We start from the raw sequence: 19,675 nt of genomic DNA, 5'->3' as shown, positions 1-19,675 counted from the left end.
AGTTATCTGTAACGCTGTTGCCCGGTGGCGCTAACGCTTACCGGGCCTACGTTGACCTGTAGGCCGGATAAGCGCAGCGCCATCCGGCACAACGTTATTCGTCTTCCAGTAGTGCTTCGTATGCGGTCGCATCCAGCAGCGCGGCAACCTGCGCTTCATCGCTGGCTTTGATCTTGAAGATCCAGCCGCCTTCATACGGCTCGCTGTTCACCAGCTCTGGCGAATCGCTCAGCGCGTCGTTGACGGCAACGATTTCGCCGCTCACAGGGGCGTAGATATCAGAAGCCGCTTTTACGGACTCCGCTACGGCACAGTCGTCGCCCGCGCTAACGGTCGTGCCCACGTCAGGCAGGTCAACAAACACCATGTCGCCCAGCAGCTCTTGCGCGTGCTCGGTGATCCCTACAGTGTAAGTGCCGTCCGCCTCTTTGCGCAGCCACTCGTGTTCTTTGCTGTATTTCAGTTCTGCTGGCACATTGCTCATTGAAGTTCTCCTGATAAAAATGATTAGGCGACCGGCTTACCGGCGCGAACAAAAATCGGTTTGGTCACGTTGACCGGCATTTCGCGGTTGCGGATTTGCACCACCGCCGTTTCGCCAATGCCTGCCGGCACGCGTGCCAGTGCAATACTGTAGCCCAGCGTCGGTGAGAAGGTTCCGCTGGTGATCACGCCTTCGCGAGGATTGCCGTCAGCATCGGTAAAACGCACCGGCAGCTCGCCGCGCAGTACGCCTTTTTCCTTCATCACCAGGCCAACCAGCTGTTCAGTGCCCTTCTCACGCTGCATCTCCAGCGCTTCACGGCCAATAAAATCACGGTCAGCCGGTTCCCACGCGATGGTCCAGCCCATGTTGGCGGCCAGCGGAGAGACACCTTCATCCATCTCCTGACCGTAGAGGTTCATGCCCGCTTCCAGACGCAGCGTATCGCGCGCGCCCAGACCCGCAGGCTTCACGCCCGCTTCCACCAGCGCACGCCAGAAATCAGCGGCCTTCTCGTTTGGCATCGCAATTTCGTAGCCCGCTTCACCGGTGTAGCCGGTGGTGGCGATAAACAGATCGCCCGCCTGCACGCCAAAGAACGGCTTCATGCCAGCGGTGGCGTTGCGCTGCTCGTCGTTAAACAGAGAGGCGGCTTTCGCCTGCGCGTTTGGTCCCTGCACGGCGATCAGCGACAGATCGTCACGGACGGTGATGTCGATGGCATAAGGTTCGGCGTGTTGGGTGATCCAGGAGAGGTCTTTTTCGCGGGTGGCGGAGTTTACAACGAGGCGGAAGAAATCTTCAGTGAAGTAATAGACGATAAGGTCATCAATCACGCCGCCCGAGGCATTCAGCATGCCGGTATAGAGCGCTTTACCCGGCGTCTTCAGTTTGGCGACGTCGTTTGCCAGCAGATAACGCAAAAACTCCCGGGTGCGGCTACCGCGCAGATCGACAATTGTCATATGGGACACGTCGAACATACCGGCATCGGTGCGCACCGCGTGGTGCTCATCAATCTGCGAGCCGTAGTGCAGCGGCATCATCCAGCCATGGAAGTCCACCATGCGGGCGCCGCATAACACGTGTTGTTCGTACAAAGGAGTCTGTTGAGCCATCTTGTCCTCGTTGAAAAATTCACCGTGAAACCCGGTATCGGCCCCGCGTTCGGGCACCGACGCAAACGTTCTCTTTTACCTGAACTTACCACCGAAACCGGCGGTTAACCATAAGGCAAAACAGGTCATCACATTAGCTTATGACCAAAAAACGCTGGAAAGCCTACAGAGTTATTCACTGGAAAAATGCGATTAACCCCGCACAAAATTAACAATGATCTAACAGGATTTAGCACATGGTGATATTTCGTGCGGAAAAACGGGCCGATTTTCCGCATCGTAAAAAACACGACATTAGTTAATCTAATGCGAAAAATGACGTGGAATTAGATTATTTCAAACGAGGGAATTTCCCCGGCGCAGAGGCCGGGAAAATAAAGTGTGACGGGGATCTAAGTTAGCGCAGCCAGTCAGGGAGGTCGTTAAGACCCATCGCCTGGCGGAGAAGTTGAGGTTTGACGCCAGGAAGCGTATCGGCCAGTTTAAGACCGATATCGCGCAGCAGTTTTTTCGCCGGATTTGCCCCGGCAAACAGCTCGCGGAAGCCCTGCATGCCCGCCAGCATCATCGCCGCACTGTGTTTGCGGCTGCGCTCGTAGCGACGCAGATAGAGATGCTGGCCGATGTCTTTGCCTTCACGATGCAGGCGACGCAACTCCTCGACCAGCTCCGCCGCGTCCATAAAGCCAAGGTTCACGCCCTGCCCGGCCAGCGGATGAATGGTGTGTGCTGCATCGCCCACCAGCGCCAGACGGTGCGCCGCAAACTGACGCGCGTAGCGGCCGGTTAACGGGAACACCTGTCGCTCGCTTTCAAGCGTGCACAGGCCAAGGCGGTTATCAAAGGCCACGCACAGCGCCTGGTTAAAGGCGTCCGGCGTTGCCTCCTGCATCTGCCGGGCTTTGTCCGGCACCAGGGACCAGACAATCGAGCACAGGTGCGGATCGGAAAGCGGCAGGAACGCCAGTATGCCGTCGTTGTGGAAAATCTGGCGCGCCACGCCGCCGTGCGGCTCTTCGGTGCGGATCGTCGCCACCAGCGCGTGATGACGATAGTCCCAGAAGGTCAGCGGAATATCGGCTTTATTACGCAGCCAGGAATTGGCACCATCAGCACCGACCACCAGGCGCGCGGTCAGCATGTCGCTGCTTTGTAAGGTGATAAACGCCTCGTTTTCGCCCCACGCCACCTGCTGGATCTGCGCAGGCGCAATCAGGGTCACGTCGCTGCACTGCTGTGCTTTCTGCCACAGCGCGTGGTGGATCACCGCGTTTTCAACGATGTGGCCCAGATGGCTATAGCCCATGCTTTCATCATCAAAAGCAATATGACCAAAGCTGTCTTTATCCCACACTTCCATGCCGTGATAGCAACTGGCTCGGTTCGCCACAATATCTGACCAGACGCCAAGGTGCGTCAGCAGCTTTTCGCTGGCCGCATTAATGGCCGAGACGCGGAGTTCCGGCGGCGCATCCGGGGCAACGGGCTGAGGCTGCTTTTGCTCCAGCACCGCCACGCGCAGGCCGCTGCCCTGTAATCCGCAGGCCAATGCCAGTCCAACCATTCCGCCGCCAACGATGGCGACATCAACATTTTGCACGGTGATAACTCCTTAACGCGCAACCCAACCCAGGGTCCGCTGCGCCAGCACGTCACGTGCCGGAATGAATAGTTCCATCGCCATCAGCCCAAGGTTGCGACCCGCAACCAGCGGTGCCCAGCGATTGGCAAAAAGATGGACCAGGCCATCGGTCACACCGATGGTGGCCTCTTTATCCGCCTGACGGCGCTTCTGGTAATGACTCAGCACCGAATACGCCCCGCAGTCTTTTTGCTCGCCCCACGCCTGCGACAGTGATTCGGCCAGGCTCATGACGTCACGTAAGCCAAGGTTAAAGCCTTGCCCCGCGATGGGATGCAGCGTTTGCGCGGCGTTACCGACAAGCGCCAGACGATGGGAGATGGACTGAGTTGCCGTGGTCAGCGAAAGCGGATAGACCGTCCGCTTGCCGGCGTGGGTAATACGCCCCAGCCGCCAGCCAAAGGCTTTCTGCAGCTCGGTACAAAAACGTTCGTCGGACCAGGCCTTCACCTCTTCAGCCTTATCCTGCGGATGACACCAGACCAGGGAACAGCGCCCGTCCGACATCGGCAGCATCGCCAGCGGGCCATGCTGCGTAAAGCGCTCAAAGGCCCTGCCGTTGTGGTCAGCTGCGGTAGAGACGTTCGCAATGACCGCCACCTGGCCGTAAGGCTGCTGGCGCCACTCCACGCCACACTGGGTGCCGAGCGACGAGCGCGAACCGTCCGCGGCAACCAGAAGCTGGCCTTCAAGGACGGTGCCGTTTTCCAGCGTCACGCTGACTGACGCGTCACTTCGGCTCACGCTGGCCACGCGCGCGGGACAATGCAGCGTAACGCCCGGCGCGTCCTGGAGCAGGCGGAACAGGCGCAATCCGACGTCGTGCAGCTCAACAACCTGACCCAGGGCATCAATTCGGTAATCCTGCGCGTCCAGCGTGACAAAGCCTGCATGGCCGCGATCGCTGACGTGAACGGTCCCGATCGCCGTAGCGCGGTCGGCAATCGCCTGCCAGATCCCAATACGGGAAAGCTGCTGGCAGGTGCCCTGTGCCAGCGCGATGGCGCGGGCATCAAACCCGGGGTGGTTGGACGCCTCCGGCGCAACGGCTTCCACCAGGTGCACCGGAAGCTGCCCCTGCGTCAAATGCGAAATGGCCAGCGCCAGCGTGGCCCCGGTCATGCCGCCGCCAACGATAATCACGCTCATGCGTGCGCCGCTGCCATCAGCGCCTCGATATCGTCAGCGTTTTTCACGACGCTGGCGGTCAGGTTTTCGTTACCGGTCTCGGTAATCACGATGTCATCTTCAATACGAATACCAATCCCGCGGTACGCTTCAGGCACGTCGGCATCCGGCGCGATATACAGACCCGGCTCCACGGTTAACACCATGCCCGGCTCCAGCACGCGCGAACGGTCGGTGCCGTAGGCGCCAACGTCATGCACGTCCAGCCCCAGCCAGTGGCTCAGGCCGTGCATAAAGTACGGTCGATGCGCATTTTCAGCAATCAGGGTGTCGACATCCCCTTTCAGGATACCGAGCCTGACCAGACCGGTAATCATGATGCGCACCACTTCGCCGGTCACTTCCTGGATGGAGGTACCTGGACGATACAGCCTGAGCGCCGTCTCAAGGGATTCGAGAACAATGTCGTAAATCGCGCGCTGTGCCGGCGAGAATTTACCGTTCACCGGGAAGGTCCGGGTGATGTCCCCCGCATAGCCCTGATATTCGCAACCGGCGTCAATCAGCACCAGATCGCCGTCGCGCAGCGCGCTTTCGTTTTCGGTGTAGTGCAGAATGCAGCCGTTTTCCCCGCCGCCGACAATGGTGTTGTAGGAGGGATAGCGCGCGCCGTGGCGGTTAAATTCGTGGTGAATTTCACCTTCCAGCTGGTATTCGAACATCCCGGGGCGGCATTTCTCCATCGCGCGAGTGTGCGCCAGCGCGCTGATTTCGCCCGCGCGGCGCATCACGTTCAGCTCTTCTTCAGACTTGAACAGGCGCATCTCATGCACCACCGGACGCCAGTCCGTCAGCGTGGCCGGTGCGGACAGGTTCTGCCGCGAGCCTTTGCGCAGCTTATCCAGCGCGGTGAAGACAATCTCATCGGCGTAAGCATATTCGCCCTGCGCGTGATAGAGCACGTCGAGGCCGTTAAGCAGTTGGTAGAGCTGCTGGTTGATTTCGCTAAACGCCAGCGCACGGTCAACGCCCAGCTTTTCAGGTGCGGCTTCTTGCCCCAGGCGGCGACCAAACCAGATTTCGGCCGTCAGATCGCGCACGCGGTTGAAAATCACGCTGTGGTTGTGGGTGTCATTGCTTTTAATCAGCACCAGTACCGCTTCCGGCTCGTTAAATCCGGTGAAGTACCAGAAGTCGCTGCTCTGGCGATAGGGATATTCGCTGTCGGCGCTGCGCGTCACTTCGGGCGCGGCAAAAATCAGCGCGGCGCTGCCCGGCTGCATTTTTGTCAGCAGCGCCTGACGGCGGCGCGAATACTCTTGACTCGAGATAACCATGACACCCTCCTGTGCGTTATTTTTCTTAATGTAAGGTTGGCTTGCGGACTTCCGGCGCAGTCGGCTGTGAGCGCGTAAAGTTGTCGTGGCACAGCAGTGCCGCCACGCGCACGTACTCGATGATCTCTTCGAGAGACATTTCCAGCTCTTCCTGGTCTTCGTCTTCATCGTAGCCAAGCTGGGCGATGTTGCGCAGATCGTCGATCGCTTCACCCGCTTCGCCGGTGACTTTATCCAGTTTAGGCTGCGTGACGCCCAGACCCAGCAGATAGTGATTTACCCACCCCGCCAGCGCATCGGCGCGATCAAACACGCTTACGTCGTCGCCTTCAGGCAGATAAAGCTGAAAAAGGAAGCCATCGTCTTCCAGCGAATCACTGATGGCGGCATGCATTTTACGCAGCGCTTCCGCCAGCTCGTGACCAAACGCCAGCCCTTCATTCGTGAGGTCGTGGATCAGCGGCTGCCATGAGCTGTCGCTGTTTCCGCCGCACAGCATGCCACTGATCAGACCGTGCATTTCGGCAGGGGTTAAACCGACTCCCTGCTGGTTCAGTAACTGGTTTAAATCCTTGTAACCAGGCATTTCGTTCTGTATAGACATGCGCATTCGTCATCATTGGGGGGAAGTTTCATGATATGCTACCACTTTGGACCCTGGTGATACCAGAAAAGGGCTTGTATCTTCACATCAGGGTAGCTATAGTGTCGCCCCTTCGCAGCCCCCGGGGCATCAGGCGAAGGCAGCGCAGTCAATCAGCAGGAAGGTGGCATGTCTGCACAACCCGTCGATCTCCAGATTTTTGGCCGTTCACTGCGAGTGAATTGTCCGCCTGAACAAAGGGATGCTTTGAATCAGGCTGCGGACGATTTGAATCAGCGGTTGCAAGATCTAAAAGAACGCACTAGAGTCACAAATACTGAGCAGCTGGTTTTCATCGCCGCGTTGAACATCAGCTATGAACTGACTCAGGAAAAAGCGAAGACCCGCGACTACGCGGCAAGCATGGAGCAGCGCATTAAAATGCTCCAGCAGACCATAGAACAGGCATTGCTTGATCAAGGTCGCAATCCCGAAAGACCGGGACCCAAGTTTGAATAACACTTCTCAGTTGACTATGGTAGAGTAACTGTGAAGACAAAATTTCTCTGAGATGTTCGCAAGCGGGCCAGTCCCCTGAGCCGATATTTCATACCACAAGAATGTGGCGCTCCATGGTTGGTGAGCATGCTCGGTCCGTCCGAGAAGCCTTAAAACTATGACGACACATTCACCTTGAACCAAGGGTTCAAGGGTTACAGCCTGCGGCGGCATCTCGGAGATTCCCTCTCTTTTCTTCTACCGACTACCATGACTCAATTCCCTGAAGTTTCGGCTTCACGCCAGGACATTCGTCAGCTCATTCGTCAACGCCGTCGTGCGTTAACCCCCGTTCAGCAAGCGCATTTTGCCCAGCAGGCCGCCGCCCGTATGATGGCGTATCCCCCTGTCGTGATGGCGCGCACGGTTGCCCTGTTTCTGTCATTTGATGGAGAACTGGATACCCAACCGCTGATAGAGCAACTCTGGCGCGCCGGGAAGAAGGTATACCTGCCGGTGCTGCACCCGTTCAGTGAAGGCAATCTGCTGTTTTTGCACTATCACCCGCACAGCGAGCTGGTAGTGAATCGTCTGAAAATCACCGAACCGAAACTCGACGTGCGCGACGTGCTGCCTCTGTCACAGCTGGATGTGCTGATTACGCCGTTGGTCGCGTTTGATGAGCAGGGACAGCGCCTGGGAATGGGCGGTGGTTTTTACGACCGGACGCTGCAAAACTGGCAGCAGTATGGGTTGCAGCCGGTGGGCTACGCGCATGATTGCCAGGGCGTGGAGGCGTTGCCGGTAGAAAAATGGGATGTGCCGTTACCGGCGGTGGTGACGCCCAGTAAAACGTGGCTTTGGTAGAATAAAGCCGGGTGGCGGCTACGCCTTACCCGGCCTACATAAATCCTCGAAAGTTGTAGGTCGGGTAAGCGTAAGCGCCACCCGACACACAGACCGCACGACCGTTGTAGGTCGGGTAAGGCGTAGCCGTCACCCGACACCACAGACCGCACCATCAGTACAGCAGACGCGCGCGAATCGTCCCCGGAATGGCCTTCATGCTCAGCAGCGCTTTCTCGGCCACATCGTCATCCGCTTCGATATCAATGACCACATAGCCCATCTGCGAGTTGGTCTGCAGATACTGCGCGGCAATGTTAACGCCCTGCTCGGCAAAGATCTGGTTAATCGCGGTCAGCACGCCTGGACGGTTTTCGTGGATGTGCAGCAGACGACGACCACCGTGCAGCGGCAGAGACACTTCCGGGAAGTTCACGGCAGAGAGCGTAGAACCGTTGTCGGAGTATTTGCTCAGCTTACCCGCCACTTCCAGACCGATATTCTCCTGCGCTTCCTGGGTAGAACCGCCGATGTGTGGCGTCAGGATCACGTTGTCGAACTCGCACAGCGGAGAGGTAAACGGATCGCTGTTGGTCGCAGGCTCCGTCGGGAAAACGTCGATGGCGGCGCCCGCCAGGTGCTTACGCTTCAGCGCATCGCACAGCGCAGGGATATCGACAACCGTACCGCGCGCGGCGTTAATCAGCAGTGAACCCGGCTTCATCAACGCCAGCTCTTCTGCACCCATCATGTTTTTGGTGGACGCATTTTCCGGCACGTGCAGACTCACCACGTCACTCATGTTCAGCAGGTCAGACAGGTGTTGAACCTGGGTGGCATTGCCCAGCGGCAGCTTGCTTTCGATATCGTAAAAATAGACATGCATACCGAGAGATTCAGCCAGAATCCCCAGCTGGGTACCGATGTGGCCATAGCCGATGATACCCAGTTTTTTCCCACGGGCTTCGTAGGAGCCCGCCGCCAGTTTGTTCCAGACGCCACGGTGTGCTTTGGCGTTAGCCTCCGGAATGCCGCGCAGAAGCAACAGCAGTTCGCCAATGACCAGTTCCGCCACGGAACGGGTGTTGGAGAACGGGGCGTTGAAGACAGGAATACCGCGTTTCGCGGCAGCATTCAGGTCAACCTGGTTGGTACCGATGCAGAAGCAGCCGATAGCCACCAGCTTTTCCGCCGCGGCAATCACATCTTCAGTCAGGTGAGTACGGGATCGCAGGCCAATGAAGTGGGCATCACGGATGGACGCTTTCAGCTCTTCGGTATCGAGCGCGCCTTTGTGAAATTCGATGTTGGTGTAACCTGCCGCACGAAGGCTATCGATTGCTTTTTGATGCACGCCCTCGACCAGCAGGAATTTAATCTTGTCTTTCTCCAGTGATACCTTTGCCATTTACCCGACCCTGTTTTTGTCTGAACTGATGTTGTGCTGGATATAAATCCGCTGTAGCCAACATATCAAAAAAAACTATTGCAGCAATATGAACGTTTGCGTCGGCACGCTGAAGGAAAGTCATACAGCGCAAAATGGCAGAGGAAAATGCTATGGAAATTTACAAACGCGGAAGGATCGGCAAAAGAGGCATAAAAACGTGACACAAGTCACCGAATTTAGCGTATCAAAAATTTTTTAGCGGGGGGAGGACTCCCCCCGTCAGATCATTTTACGATGGTTTTCACGCCGTCAGCGGTGCCGATCAGCGCCACATCCGCGCCACGGTTGGCGAATAGCCCTACAGTCACGACGCCAGGAATGGCGTTGATGGCATTTTCCAGCGCAATCGCGTCGAGAATTTCCAGACCGTGAACGTCGAGGATCACGTTACCGTTGTCGGTCACTACGCCCTGACGATATTCCGGGCGACCGCCCAGCTTCACCAGCTGACGGGCAACCGCGCTGCGGGCCATCGGGATCACTTCAACCGGCAGCGGGAAATTCCCCAGAATGTCCACCTGCTTGGAGGCGTCCGCGATGCAGATAAACTTGTCCGCAACGGAGGCGATGATTTTTTCACGCGTCAGCGCCGCGCCGCCGCCTTTGATCATCTGCATGTGGCCGTTGATTTCATCCGCACCATCAACGTAAATCCCCAGACGATCCACTTCGTTGAGATCGAAAACGGTAATGCCGAGGCTTTTCAGCTTTTCCGTGGAAGCATCAGAGCTGGAAACCGCGCCCTCGATCTGCCCCTTCATCGTGCCCAGCGCATCGATAAAGTGTGCCGCGGTTGATCCCGTACCGACACCGACAATGGTACCCGGCTGTACGTACTGGAGAGCGGCCCATCCTACTGCTTTTTTCAGTTCATCCTGCGTCATGATCGTTTTGCCTGTGGTGTGAAAACTCAGGGCGCATTATAGAACACGTCGAATGGAATTCGTCTGCCACAAAGGGAAAATTGTGTCATAGTGCAGAATAAGCAAAATTAAGGAGCCAGCCAGAGCAATGAAACGTCCGGACTACAGAACACTACAGGCACTTGATGCAGTTATTCGTGAACGAGGTTTTGAGCGCGCGGCGCAAAAGCTTTGCATCACGCAGTCCGCCGTCTCTCAGCGTATCAAACAGCTTGAAAATATGTTCGGCCAGCCGCTGCTGGTACGTACCGTACCGCCACGTCCAACCGAGCAAGGACAAAAGCTCCTCGCCCTGCTGCGCCAGGTTGAACTGCTGGAAGACGAGTGGCTGGGTGACGAACAAACGGGTTCTACGCCGCTGCTGCTCTCTCTGGCGGTCAACGCCGATAGTCTGGCAACCTGGCTGCTGCCGGCCCTGGCGCCGGTCCTCGCGGACTCCCCTATCCGCCTGAATTTGCAGGTTGAAGACGAAACCCGCACCCAGGAGCGCCTGCGTCGCGGTGAAGTGGTTGGAGCGGTCAGTATCCAGCCTCAGGCGCTGCCAAGCTGTCTTGTTGATCAGTTAGGCGCCCTGGACTACCTGTTCGTGGGTTCAAAAGCCTTTGCCGAACGCTACTTCCCCAACGGGGTGACCCGCGCGGCGCTGCTGAAAGCCCCTGCCGTGGCCTTCGACCATCTGGACGATATGCATCAGGCGTTCCTGCAGCAAAACTTCGATCTGCCGCCGGGCAGCGTGCCGTGTCATATCGTTAACTCGTCTGAAGCCTTCGTGCAGCTTGCGCGCCAGGGCACCACCTGCTGCATGATCCCGCATCTGCAGATTGAGAAAGAGTTGAAAAGCGGTGAGCTGATTGACCTGACGCCGGGGCTGTATCAGCGCCGGATGCTTTACTGGCACCGTTTTGCGCCGGAAAGCCGGATGATGCGCAACGTCACTGACGCGCTGCTGGCGTACGGGCACAAGGTGTTGAGACAGGATTAAAAAATAAGCCGGGTGGCGGCTACGCCTTACCCGGCCTGCTGATTATTGCGCAGGTTTCGGCTGTGCTGCAACAGGTTCAAGCTGGAACACCACATCCACCTGATCGTCGAACTGAATGGTTGGCTGCTCGTAAGTTTCCTGAGCGGACACCGGGGCGGCATCAGCCTTCATCATACGAACCATCGGGCTTGGTTGGTAGTTAGAGACGTGGTAACGCACGCTGTAAACCGGACCGAGCTTGCTCTTAAAGCCAGAAGCCAGCTGTTCCGCCTGGTGAATGGCATCATCAATCGCCGCTTTACGCGCTTCGTCTTTGTATTTCTCCGGTTGCGCAACGCCCAGCGACACGGAACGAATTTCGTTCAGACCCGCCTTCAGCGCACCGTCCAGCAGCGAGTTAAGCTTATCCAGCTGACGTACGGTCACTTCAACGGTACGCACGGCACGGTAGCCTTTCAGGATGCTTTTGCCATTCTGGTAGTCGTAATCGGGTTGAGTACGCAGGTTTGCAGAGTTGATATCTTTTTTACCGACACCGTTCTGCTCGAGGAAAGAGAGGTATTGCGCAACGCGATCGTCAGCCTGCTTCTTGGCCGTCGCCGCATCTTTCGCCGCCACATTCACCTCAATTGCCAGGGTTGCAACATCGGGTACCGCGTCCACGCTTGCGGTGCCTGACGTGACGATGTGCGGGCCATCCGGCAATTCGCTTGCCTGCACCGACACCGCACCGAAACTCACTAATGCCGCCAGGGCCATCACTTTAAACTTCACTGTCATTCCTCCATGTTGCGAAGAGTGCCCCAATAACAGGGCGCATGCCAGCAAGCTTAGCGGGTCTTGTTCAGTTGTCCATAAGACAAGGATTAGTTGAACAATTCCTGGACATGATGAATCCCCTCTTTCGCCAGCTGGAAAGCGATAAACCACATCACCAGGCCGACCAGGGTATTAATGATGCGCTGGGCTTTGGCCGTACGCAGGCGGGGCGCCAGCCATGCCGCCAGAATGGCGAGACCGAAGAACCAGAGGAACGAGGCGCTGACCGTACCGAGCGCAAACCAGCGTTTCGGTTCAACGTCCAGTTGACCGCCCAGGCTGCCCAGCACGACGAAGGTGTCGAGATAGACATGAGGGTTTAGCCAGGTCACCGCCAGCATGGTGACGATAATCTTCCAGCGGCCCTGCTTCATGACCTCCGCGCTCGCCAGCTCGAGGTTGCTGCTCATCGCCGTTTTCAGGGCGCCGAATCCGTACCAGAGCAGAAACGTCACGCCGCCCCAGGTGACCAGCGCCAGCAGCCACGGAGACTGCATCAGCAGCGCGCTGCCGCCAAAAATCCCGGCGCAGATCAGCAGTAAATCGCTTACCGCGCACAGCAGGGCAATCATCAGATGGTACTGGCGGCGGATGCCCTGATTCATCACGAACGCATTTTGCGGGCCGAGCGGAAGGATCATGGCCGCACCTAAGGCAAGCCCTTGAAAATAATAAGATAGCATGACGATTTTCTCGCAGCGTTGTTCTGGAAGCCGACTATACTGCGCGAATCACATAAGAGGAAATGGATAATATTAATTGGGTATTAGCGGAGCTTATGAAATTAAAGCCCGGTGGCGCTAGCGCTTACCGGGCCTACGGGTGACGTTATTCTGCTTCTTTGACTTTTTTGACGTTTACGTCCATCTGCGGGTACGGGAAGCTGATGCCGTTGGCGTCGAAGTCGCACTTAATGCGTTCCAGCACGTCCCAGTACACGTTTTGCAGATCGCTGCTTTTGCTCCAGATACGCACCACAAAGTTAATGGAGGAAGCGCCAAGTTCATTCAGGCGAACCGTCTGCTCTTTGTCTTTCAGGATACGATCGTCTGAAGCAATGATGTTGGTAATCAGCGACTTCACCTGATCGATGTCGGAGTCGTATGCCACGCTGATAATCAGTTCGTTACGACGCACCGGCTCACGGGAGAAGTTGATGATGTTGCCCGCGATAATTTTCCCGTTCGGCACGACCACGATGCGGCCATCGACGGTGCGCATGGTCGTTGAGAAAATTTGTACCTGCAGCACGGTTCCGGCAATGCCGCCAAGGTCAACGTACTCGCCGGAGCGGAACGGACGGAAGGTCACCAGCAGCACGCCTGCCGCCAGGTTTGAAAGCGAGCCCTGCAGCGCCAGACCAATAGCCAGACCAGCGGCACCGAGAACGGCAATAACGGAGGCGGTTTGCACACCCACACGGCCCAGCGCGGCAATCAGCGTAAAGGCGATAATGCCGTAACGCACCAGTGCGGAGAGGAAGTCAGCCACCGTGGCGTCAATGTGACGGGCCAGCATCACGCGGTTAACCGTATTCGATACAATACGCGCCACGATCATCCCGACGATGATGATGGCAATCGCCGCGACGATGTTCACGGCATAGCTCAGCAGCAGGGCCTGGTTGCGCACCAGCCAGTTACCGGCGTTATTGATGCTGTCTACAACATCGAGTTGTTCCATTTATTCTTCCTTTTGTTAAACCAAAACACAAAATCCATCCCCCATGGAGACAGGCAGGTCTGTAAAGGGTAAACAAAAAGCACCGGTTTTGCCAAACAGATCACAAAAGCAGGTCTGGCAGGGTATTGAAAAAGCATAAAAAAAGGCCCGCAAATGCGGGCCTTGTGATGCTGTTAGCAGCTCAAATTACAGAACGTCGATCGCGTTCAGTTCTTTGAAAGCCTGCTCCAGACGGGTCACCATGGACGTCTGCGCTGCGCGCAGCCATACGCGTGGATCGTAGTATTTCTTGTTCGGCTGGTCTTCGCCTTTCGGGTTGCCCAGCTGGCCCTGCAGGTAAGCTTCGTTCGCTTTGTAGTACTGCAGGATACCGTCCCAGGTTGCCCACTGGGTGTCGGTGTCGATGTTCATTTTCACAACGCCGTAGCTTACGGAGTCTTTGATTTCCTGAGCAGAAGAACCGGAACCGCCGTGGAAGACGAAGTTCAGGCTGTTGTGCGGCAGGTTGTGTTTCCTGGAAACGTATTCCTGAGAATCACGCAGGATGGTTGGGGTCAGAACCACGTTGCCTGGTTTGTAAACGCCGTGTACGTTACCGAAGGACGCTGCGATGGTGAAGCGTGGGCTGATTTTGCTCAGCTCGGTGTAAGCGTAATCAACGTCTTCTGGCTGGGTGTACAGTGCAGAAGCGTCCATGTGGCTGTTGTCCACGCCGTCTTCTTCACCACCGGTGCAACCCAGTTCGATTTCCAGGGTCATGTCCATTTTGGCCATGCGCGCCAGGTACTTAGAGCAGATTTCGATGTTTTCGTGCAGTGACTCTTCAGACAGGTCGATCATGTGAGAAGAGAACAGTGGCTTACCGGTTGCCGCGAAGTGTTTTTCACCCGCGTCCAGCAGACCGTCGATCCACGGCAGCAGTTTCTTCGCGCAGTGGTCAGTGTGCAGGATAACTGGAACACCGTAGTGTTCAGCCATCTGGTGAACGTGGTGCGCACCAGAGATAGCGCCCAGGATTGCAGCACCCTGAGGAATGTCAGTTTTCACGCCTTTACCTGCGATGAACGCAGCGCCGCCGTTAGAGAACTGAACGATAACCGGTGCTTTAACTTTAGCAGCAGTTTCCAGTACGGCGTTGATGGAGTCGGTACCCACGCAGTTAACTGCTGGCAGAGCGAAGTTGTTTTCTTTAGCTACCTGGAACACTTTCTGTACGTCATCGCCAGTGATAACGCCAGGTTTTACGAAATCAAAAATTTTAGACATGTTGCTTAGTCCTGTATCTTCGGCCGTTAGAAAAGGTGCGAGCTCTTAAAAGCGCGCTGAAAATTGGGCAGGTTTCCCTGCCCTTGAATGGCTTACTTCTTAGCGCGCTCTTCGAGCATTGCTACTGCTGGCAGTACTTTGCCTTCCACGAATTCGAGGAATGCGCCGCCACCAGTGGAGATGTAGGAGATCTTGTCAGCGATACCGAACAGGTCGATTGCTGCCAGGGTGTCACCACCGCCTGCGATAGAGAACGCTTCGCTGTCTGCGATGGCGTTAGCAACGATTTCAGTCCCTTTGCGGAAGTTCGGGAATTCGAACACGCCAACCGGACCGTTCCACAGGATAGTTTTTGCGTTTTTGAGGATTTCAGCCAGTTTCTGTGCAGAAACGTCGCCCAGATCCAGAATCTGCTCTTCATCTTTGATGTCGTTGACAGACTTCAGAGTCGCGGTTGCGGTTTCGGAGAACTCGGTCGCGACGCGAACGTCAGTTGGAACCGGGATATCACAGGTACCCAGCAGGCGTTTGGCTTCGTCAACCAGGTCTGCTTCGTACAGGGATTTACCCACGTTGTGGCCCTGAGCGGCAACGAAGGTGTTCGCGATACCACCACCAACGATCAGCTGGTCAGCGATTTTAGACAAGGAATCCAGAACGGTCAGTTTGGTAGAAACTTTAGAACCACCAACGATAGCGACCATTGGACGAGCAGGTTCTTTCAGTGCTTTACCCAGCGCTTCCAGTTCGTCAGCCAGCAGAGGACCGGCACACGCTACATCTGCGAATTTACCGATACCGTGGGTTGACGCCTGCGCACGGTGCGCCGTACCGAAGGCATCCATCACGAACACGTCGCACAGTGCAGCATATTTTTTGGACAGGGTTTCGTCGTCTTTCTTTTCGCCTTTGTTGAAGCGAACGTTTTCCAGAACAACCAGTTCACCGGCTGCAACGTCAACGCCGTCCAGGTAATCTTTCACCAGGCGAACCGGGTTGGACAGTTTGTCTTTCAGGTAATTAACCACTGGCAGCAGAGAGAACTCTTCGTTGTACTCGCCTTCAGTTGGACGACCCAGGTGGGAGGTGACCATCACTTTCGCGCCCTGCTTCAGAGCCAGTTCGATGGTTGGCAGAGATGCACGAATACGCGCGTCGCTGGTCACTTTGCCATCTTTAACCGGTACGTTCAGATCGGCACGGATGAAAACGCGTTTACCAGCCAGATCCAGATCGGTCATCTTAATTACAGACATGGTGAATCCTCTCGTTGATTCTTAAAGTTTTGCAGACGCACGATGCGTCTTACCTGAAACCTTGAGCAGCCATTGCTAACGTGGTGTCGAGCATTCGGTTAGCAAAGCCCCATTCGTTATCACACCAGACCAGCGTCTTGATAAGGTGTGCGCCACTGACCCTCGTTTGCGTGCCATCGACGATGGCACTGTGCGGGTCGTGGTTAAAATCCACTGAGACCAACGGTAATTCCGTATAGTCAACTATACCATGAAATGCCCCCTGTGCCGCTTTTTGCAGCAACAGGTTGACTTCACAGGCTTTTACCGGTTTTTTCACTGTTACGCTAAGGTCGATTGCGGTGACGTTGATCGTAGGGACACGCACGGCAATCGCTTCAAAAAGATCATTGAACTGCGGAAAAATTCGGGTAATCCCAGCAGCCAGCTTTGTATCCACCGGAATGATTGACTGGCTCGCCGCACGCGTGCGCCGTAAATCCGGGTGGTAAGCGTCAATGACCTGCTGATCGTGCATGGCGGAGTGAATCGTGGTCACGGTGCCGGACTCAATGCCATACGCATCGTCTAACAGTTTGATGACCGGAATAATGCAGTTGGTGGTACAGGAGGCGTTGGAAACAATGCGGTGTTCGGCCTGCAGCTCATGCTGGTTGACGCCAAACACGACGGTCGCGTCGAGGTCGTTACTGCCGGGATGAGAAAACAGGACTTTTTTCGCGCCGGCAGCCAGATGCGCTTCGCCATGTTCGCGATTGCCATACACACCGGTACAGTCAAGCACCACATCCACACCCAGTTCACGCCAGGGTAGCCCGGAGATGCTGTTCTCATGCAGCACACGAATCGCGTCATCACCCACAAAAAGCTGATCTCTTTCCTGACGCACATCCCAGGTAAAGCGTCCGTGGCTGGTGTCATACTTCAATAAATGCGCCATGCCCGCAGCATCCGCCAGTTCATTGATTGCCACCACGGTTATTTCCGCCCGACGTCCGGATTCATACAAAGCACGAACCACATTACGCCCGATGCGACCGAAGCCATTAATCGCTACGCGTACGGTCATAAATCTCCTGCAAAGCAATCCCTGAGTGTGAGGTGGCTGAAAGAGTAATCCAGCTACGCCCGAAGGGGAATCCTTGCTGTCACAAACTGCGATTGATTGGTCAATTGTCGAACATTTAATCGACTGAAACGCTTCAGCAAGAATAAGCGAATCGGGGAATAAAAGGAATGTCTGTCCAGATGAATAAGCGAGCTATATGACTTGCGTCACATTTTAGGTGGAATAATTTACGGCGAGGTAAAAGCAAAACGGTAACCGAGAGGTTACCGTTTTTAGTGTTTGCACCCTCTCCCAGTGGGAGAGGGCTGGGGTGAGGGCATCAGCCCGCACCGTACAAACAATTACAGCAGTTCTTTCGCTTTCGCGACAACGTTCTCAACGGTGAAGCCGAACTCTTCGAACAGCTGCTCTGCCGGAGCAGACTCACCGAAGGTGGTCATGCCGACGATAGCGCCGTTCAGGCCCACGTATTTGAACCAGTAGTCAGCGATACCCGCTTCCACTGCCACGCGAGCGGAAACCGCTTTAGGCAGTACGGATTCACGGTAAGCGGCATCCTGCTTATCGAATGCGTCGGTAGACGGCATGGAGACCACGCGCGCCTTCACGCCTTCGGCAGTCAGTTTTTCCCACGCTGCCACAGCCAGTTCAACTTCAGAACCGGTAGCGATGAAGATCAGCTCTGGCTGGCCCGCGCAATCTTTCAGCACGTAACCACCGCGAGCGATGTTCGCCAGCTGCTCTGGGGTACGTTCCTGCTGTGCCAGGTTCTGACGGGAGAGGATCAGCGCGGTTGGACCGTCCTGACGCTCAACGCCGTATTTCCACGCCACCGCGGATTCAACCTGGTCACATGGACGCCATGTGCTCATGTTCGGAGTGACGCGCAGGGAAGCCACCTGCTCTACCGGCTGGTGAGTTGGACCATCTTCGCCCAGACCGATGGAGTCGTGGGTGTAGACCATCACCTGACGCTGTTTCATCAGCGCGGCCATACGCACGGCGTTACGTGCATATTCGACGAACATCAGGAAGGTAGAGGTGTACGGCAGGAAACCACCGTGCAGGGAGATACCGTTGGCAATCGCAGTCATACCGAATTCACGTACACCGTAATGGATGTAGTTACCGGCAGTATCTTCGTTGATTGGCTTAGAACCGGACCACAGGGTCAGGTTAGATGGTGCCAGGTCAGCGGAGCCGCCGAGGAATTCAGGCAGCAGAGGACCAAACGCTTCAATGGCATTCTGAGACGCTTTACGGCTCGCGATTTTAGACGGGTTCGCCTGCAGCTTAGCGATGAACTCGTTCGCTTTCGCGTCGAAGTCAGACGGCATGTCACCTTTCATACGACGGGTGAATTCAGCCGCTTCCTGTGGGAACGCTTTCGCGTAAGCCGCGAACTTCTCGTTCCACGCCGCTTCTTTTGCCTGGCCTACTTCTTTTGCATCCCACTGAGCATAGATCTCAGATGGGATTTCAAATGCAGGGTGTTTCCAGCCCAGCGCTTCACGGGTCAGTGCGATTTCCGCGTCGCCCAGCGGTGCGCCGTGGGAGTCGTGCGTACCCGCTTTGTTCGGAGAACCGAAGCCGATGATGGTTTTGCACATCAGCAGGGACGGTTTGTCCGTCACCGCGCGCGCTTCTTCTACTGCACGTTTAATCGAGTCAGCATCGTGACCATCAACGCCACGCACAACATGCCAGCCGTAGGCTTCGAAACGTGCGGCGGTGTCGTCGGTGAACCAGCCTTCAACGTGACCGTCAATGGAGATACCGTTGTCGTCATAGAACGCCACCAGTTTGCCCAGCTTCAGGGTACCTGCCAGGGAGCACACTTCGTGAGAAATGCCTTCCATCATGCAGCCGTCGCCCATGAACGCGTAGGTGAAGTGGTCAACGATGTCGTGGCCAGGACGGTTGAACTGCGCCGCCAGGGTCTTCTCAGCGATCGCCATACCCACAGCGTTAGCAATACCCTGCCCCAGCGGGCCGGTGGTGGTTTCTACGCCAGCGGTGTAGCCCACTTCCGGGTGACCTGGAGTTTTGGAGTGCAGCTGACGGAAGTTTTTCAGCTCTTCGATTGGCAGATCGTAGCCGGTGAGGTGCAGCAGGCTATAGATCAGCATAGAGCCGTGGCCGTTAGACAGTACGAAACGGTCGCGGTCAGCCCATGACGGGTTCTGCGGGTTGTGGTTCAGGAAATCGCGCCACAGGACTTCGGCGATATCAGCCATACCCATAGGGGCCCCTGGGTGGCCGGATTTGGCTTTCTGTACTGCGTCCATGCTCAGCGCACGAATAGCATTAGCAAGCTCTTTACGTGAGGACATTTTAACTCCAGATCGGACTGTTAAAGGCCATGCCCTTGACGACAGCGCGTTTTGGGCTACGCCGGAAAAAAGTGCCAACAATGTAACCCAAGCGGCATGCCATGTACATGGACCATTCTTTTGCAGCTTAAGAAATCTCTGGATCATGCTCGCATGTTGCGCAATCTGCTCGCCCGGCCCTGTTGATATTCCTTATACTTAGCCAGCCCCCGGCTTCGCTGGCGGTATACTTTTAAGATTTTATTCAGATTAACGAGT

18 protein-coding genes and 1 other RNA gene are annotated in these 19,675 nt (G+C 56.1%); 4 read left to right on the top strand and 15 right to left on the bottom strand.

All coding sequences use genetic code 11. The annotated features are described in order from the left end of the window. Positions 1 to 94 precede the first annotated feature (94 nt). From gcvH to CWR52_RS16505, 6 genes are all read right to left on the bottom strand, one after another. Positions 95 to 484: a glycine cleavage system protein GcvH gene (gene gcvH, locus CWR52_RS16530; RefSeq protein ID WP_006178383.1), complete on the bottom strand. Its 390-nt coding sequence runs from the start codon at positions 482 to 484 to the stop codon at positions 95 to 97. 23 nt (positions 485 to 507) lie between these two features. Then, positions 508 to 1,602 carry a glycine cleavage system aminomethyltransferase GcvT gene (gcvT, locus tag CWR52_RS16525; protein ID WP_104950940.1) on the bottom strand — a complete coding sequence of 365 codons (1,095 nt, stop codon included), beginning with the start codon at positions 1,600 to 1,602 and terminating at the stop codon, positions 508 to 510. Between the two features lie 397 nt (positions 1,603 to 1,999). Then, a complete protein-coding gene (gene ubiI / locus CWR52_RS16520) occupies positions 2,000 to 3,202 on the bottom strand; it encodes an FAD-dependent 2-octaprenylphenol hydroxylase (protein WP_104950160.1) in 1,203 nt (400 codons plus the stop codon). Positions 3,203 to 3,214: 12 nt separating this feature from the next. Next, positions 3,215 to 4,393, bottom strand: a complete 1,179-nt coding sequence (gene ubiH / locus CWR52_RS16515) for a 2-octaprenyl-6-methoxyphenyl hydroxylase (RefSeq protein WP_104950159.1) — start codon at positions 4,391 to 4,393, stop codon at positions 3,215 to 3,217. Beyond that, positions 4,390 to 5,703 (bottom strand): Xaa-Pro aminopeptidase, encoded by a 1,314-nt coding sequence (pepP, locus tag CWR52_RS16510; protein ID WP_104950939.1) that lies wholly within the window; start codon positions 5,701 to 5,703, stop codon positions 4,390 to 4,392. Before pepP ends, ubiH begins: the two co-directional genes overlap by 4 nt. A 31-nt stretch (positions 5,704 to 5,734) precedes the next feature. After that, entirely contained in the window at positions 5,735 to 6,313 is a 579-nt protein-coding gene (locus CWR52_RS16505; protein ID WP_024906571.1) for a YecA family protein, read from the bottom strand. Between the two features lie 168 nt (positions 6,314 to 6,481). Here CWR52_RS16505 and zapA point away from each other — a divergent pair, with 168 nt between their 5' ends. The 3 genes from zapA to CWR52_RS16490 all read left to right on the top strand — a co-directional run bounded on the left by zapA (position 6,482) and on the right by CWR52_RS16490 (position 7,657). Continuing rightward, a complete protein-coding gene (zapA, locus tag CWR52_RS16500; protein ID WP_006811891.1) occupies positions 6,482 to 6,811 on the top strand; it encodes a cell division protein ZapA in 330 nt (109 codons plus the stop codon). Between the two features lie 41 nt (positions 6,812 to 6,852). Further along, positions 6,853 to 7,036, top strand: a non-coding RNA gene (ssrS, locus tag CWR52_RS16495) — 6S RNA. A 24-nt stretch (positions 7,037 to 7,060) separates the two neighbouring features. After that, complete coding sequence (locus CWR52_RS16490; RefSeq protein WP_104950158.1) at positions 7,061 to 7,657, top strand: 5-formyltetrahydrofolate cyclo-ligase; 597 nt, start codon at positions 7,061 to 7,063, stop codon at positions 7,655 to 7,657. 154 nt (positions 7,658 to 7,811) lie between these two features. Here the strand turns inward: CWR52_RS16490 and serA are convergent, their stop codons facing one another. Next, positions 7,812 to 9,044: a phosphoglycerate dehydrogenase gene (gene serA, locus CWR52_RS16485; RefSeq protein WP_021242062.1), complete on the bottom strand. Its 1,233-nt coding sequence runs from the start codon at positions 9,042 to 9,044 to the stop codon at positions 7,812 to 7,814. Positions 9,045 to 9,310: 266 nt separating this feature from the next. Beyond that, complete coding sequence (gene rpiA, locus CWR52_RS16480; RefSeq protein WP_014885151.1) at positions 9,311 to 9,970, bottom strand: ribose-5-phosphate isomerase RpiA; 660 nt, start codon at positions 9,968 to 9,970, stop codon at positions 9,311 to 9,313. 127 nt (positions 9,971 to 10,097) lie between these two features. Here rpiA and argP point away from each other — a divergent pair, with 127 nt between their 5' ends. Further along, positions 10,098 to 10,991, top strand: a complete 894-nt coding sequence (gene argP, locus CWR52_RS16475; protein ID WP_008499727.1) for a DNA-binding transcriptional regulator ArgP — start codon at positions 10,098 to 10,100, stop codon at positions 10,989 to 10,991. A gap of 42 nt (positions 10,992 to 11,033) precedes the next feature. On the opposite strand, the gene CWR52_RS16470 is transcribed toward argP, so the two are convergent. From CWR52_RS16470 to tkt, 7 genes are all read right to left on the bottom strand, one after another. Beyond that, positions 11,034 to 11,765: an oxidative stress defense protein gene (locus tag CWR52_RS16470; RefSeq protein ID WP_008499728.1), complete on the bottom strand. Its 732-nt coding sequence runs from the start codon at positions 11,763 to 11,765 to the stop codon at positions 11,034 to 11,036. Positions 11,766 to 11,857: 92 nt separating this feature from the next. Continuing rightward, positions 11,858 to 12,493 carry an arginine exporter ArgO gene (argO, locus tag CWR52_RS16465; RefSeq protein ID WP_104950157.1) on the bottom strand — a complete coding sequence of 212 codons (636 nt, stop codon included), beginning with the start codon at positions 12,491 to 12,493 and terminating at the stop codon, positions 11,858 to 11,860. Positions 12,494 to 12,638: 145 nt separating this feature from the next. Then, positions 12,639 to 13,493, bottom strand: a complete 855-nt coding sequence (locus CWR52_RS16460; RefSeq protein WP_104950156.1) for a small-conductance mechanosensitive channel MscS — start codon at positions 13,491 to 13,493, stop codon at positions 12,639 to 12,641. Between the two features lie 186 nt (positions 13,494 to 13,679). Further along, a complete protein-coding gene (fbaA, locus tag CWR52_RS16455) occupies positions 13,680 to 14,759 on the bottom strand; it encodes a class II fructose-bisphosphate aldolase (protein WP_063622408.1) in 1,080 nt (359 codons plus the stop codon). Positions 14,760 to 14,851: 92 nt separating this feature from the next. After that, positions 14,852 to 16,015, bottom strand: coding sequence for a phosphoglycerate kinase (gene pgk, locus CWR52_RS16450; protein WP_008499732.1), 1,164 nt, complete (start codon positions 16,013 to 16,015; stop codon positions 14,852 to 14,854). A gap of 49 nt (positions 16,016 to 16,064) precedes the next feature. Continuing rightward, positions 16,065 to 17,084, bottom strand: a complete 1,020-nt coding sequence (gene epd, locus CWR52_RS16445; RefSeq protein WP_104950155.1) for an erythrose-4-phosphate dehydrogenase — start codon at positions 17,082 to 17,084, stop codon at positions 16,065 to 16,067. 341 nt (positions 17,085 to 17,425) lie between these two features. Further along, positions 17,426 to 19,417, bottom strand: a complete 1,992-nt coding sequence (gene tkt / locus CWR52_RS16440; protein WP_104950154.1) for a transketolase — start codon at positions 19,415 to 19,417, stop codon at positions 17,426 to 17,428. Positions 19,418 to 19,675 lie beyond the last annotated feature (258 nt).

The organism is Enterobacter sp. SGAir0187 (assembly GCF_002952735.2).
Taxonomy (GTDB): domain Bacteria; phylum Pseudomonadota; class Gammaproteobacteria; order Enterobacterales; family Enterobacteriaceae; genus Enterobacter; species Enterobacter quasiroggenkampii.
This window is presented reverse-complemented; position numbering and strand designations above follow the sequence as displayed.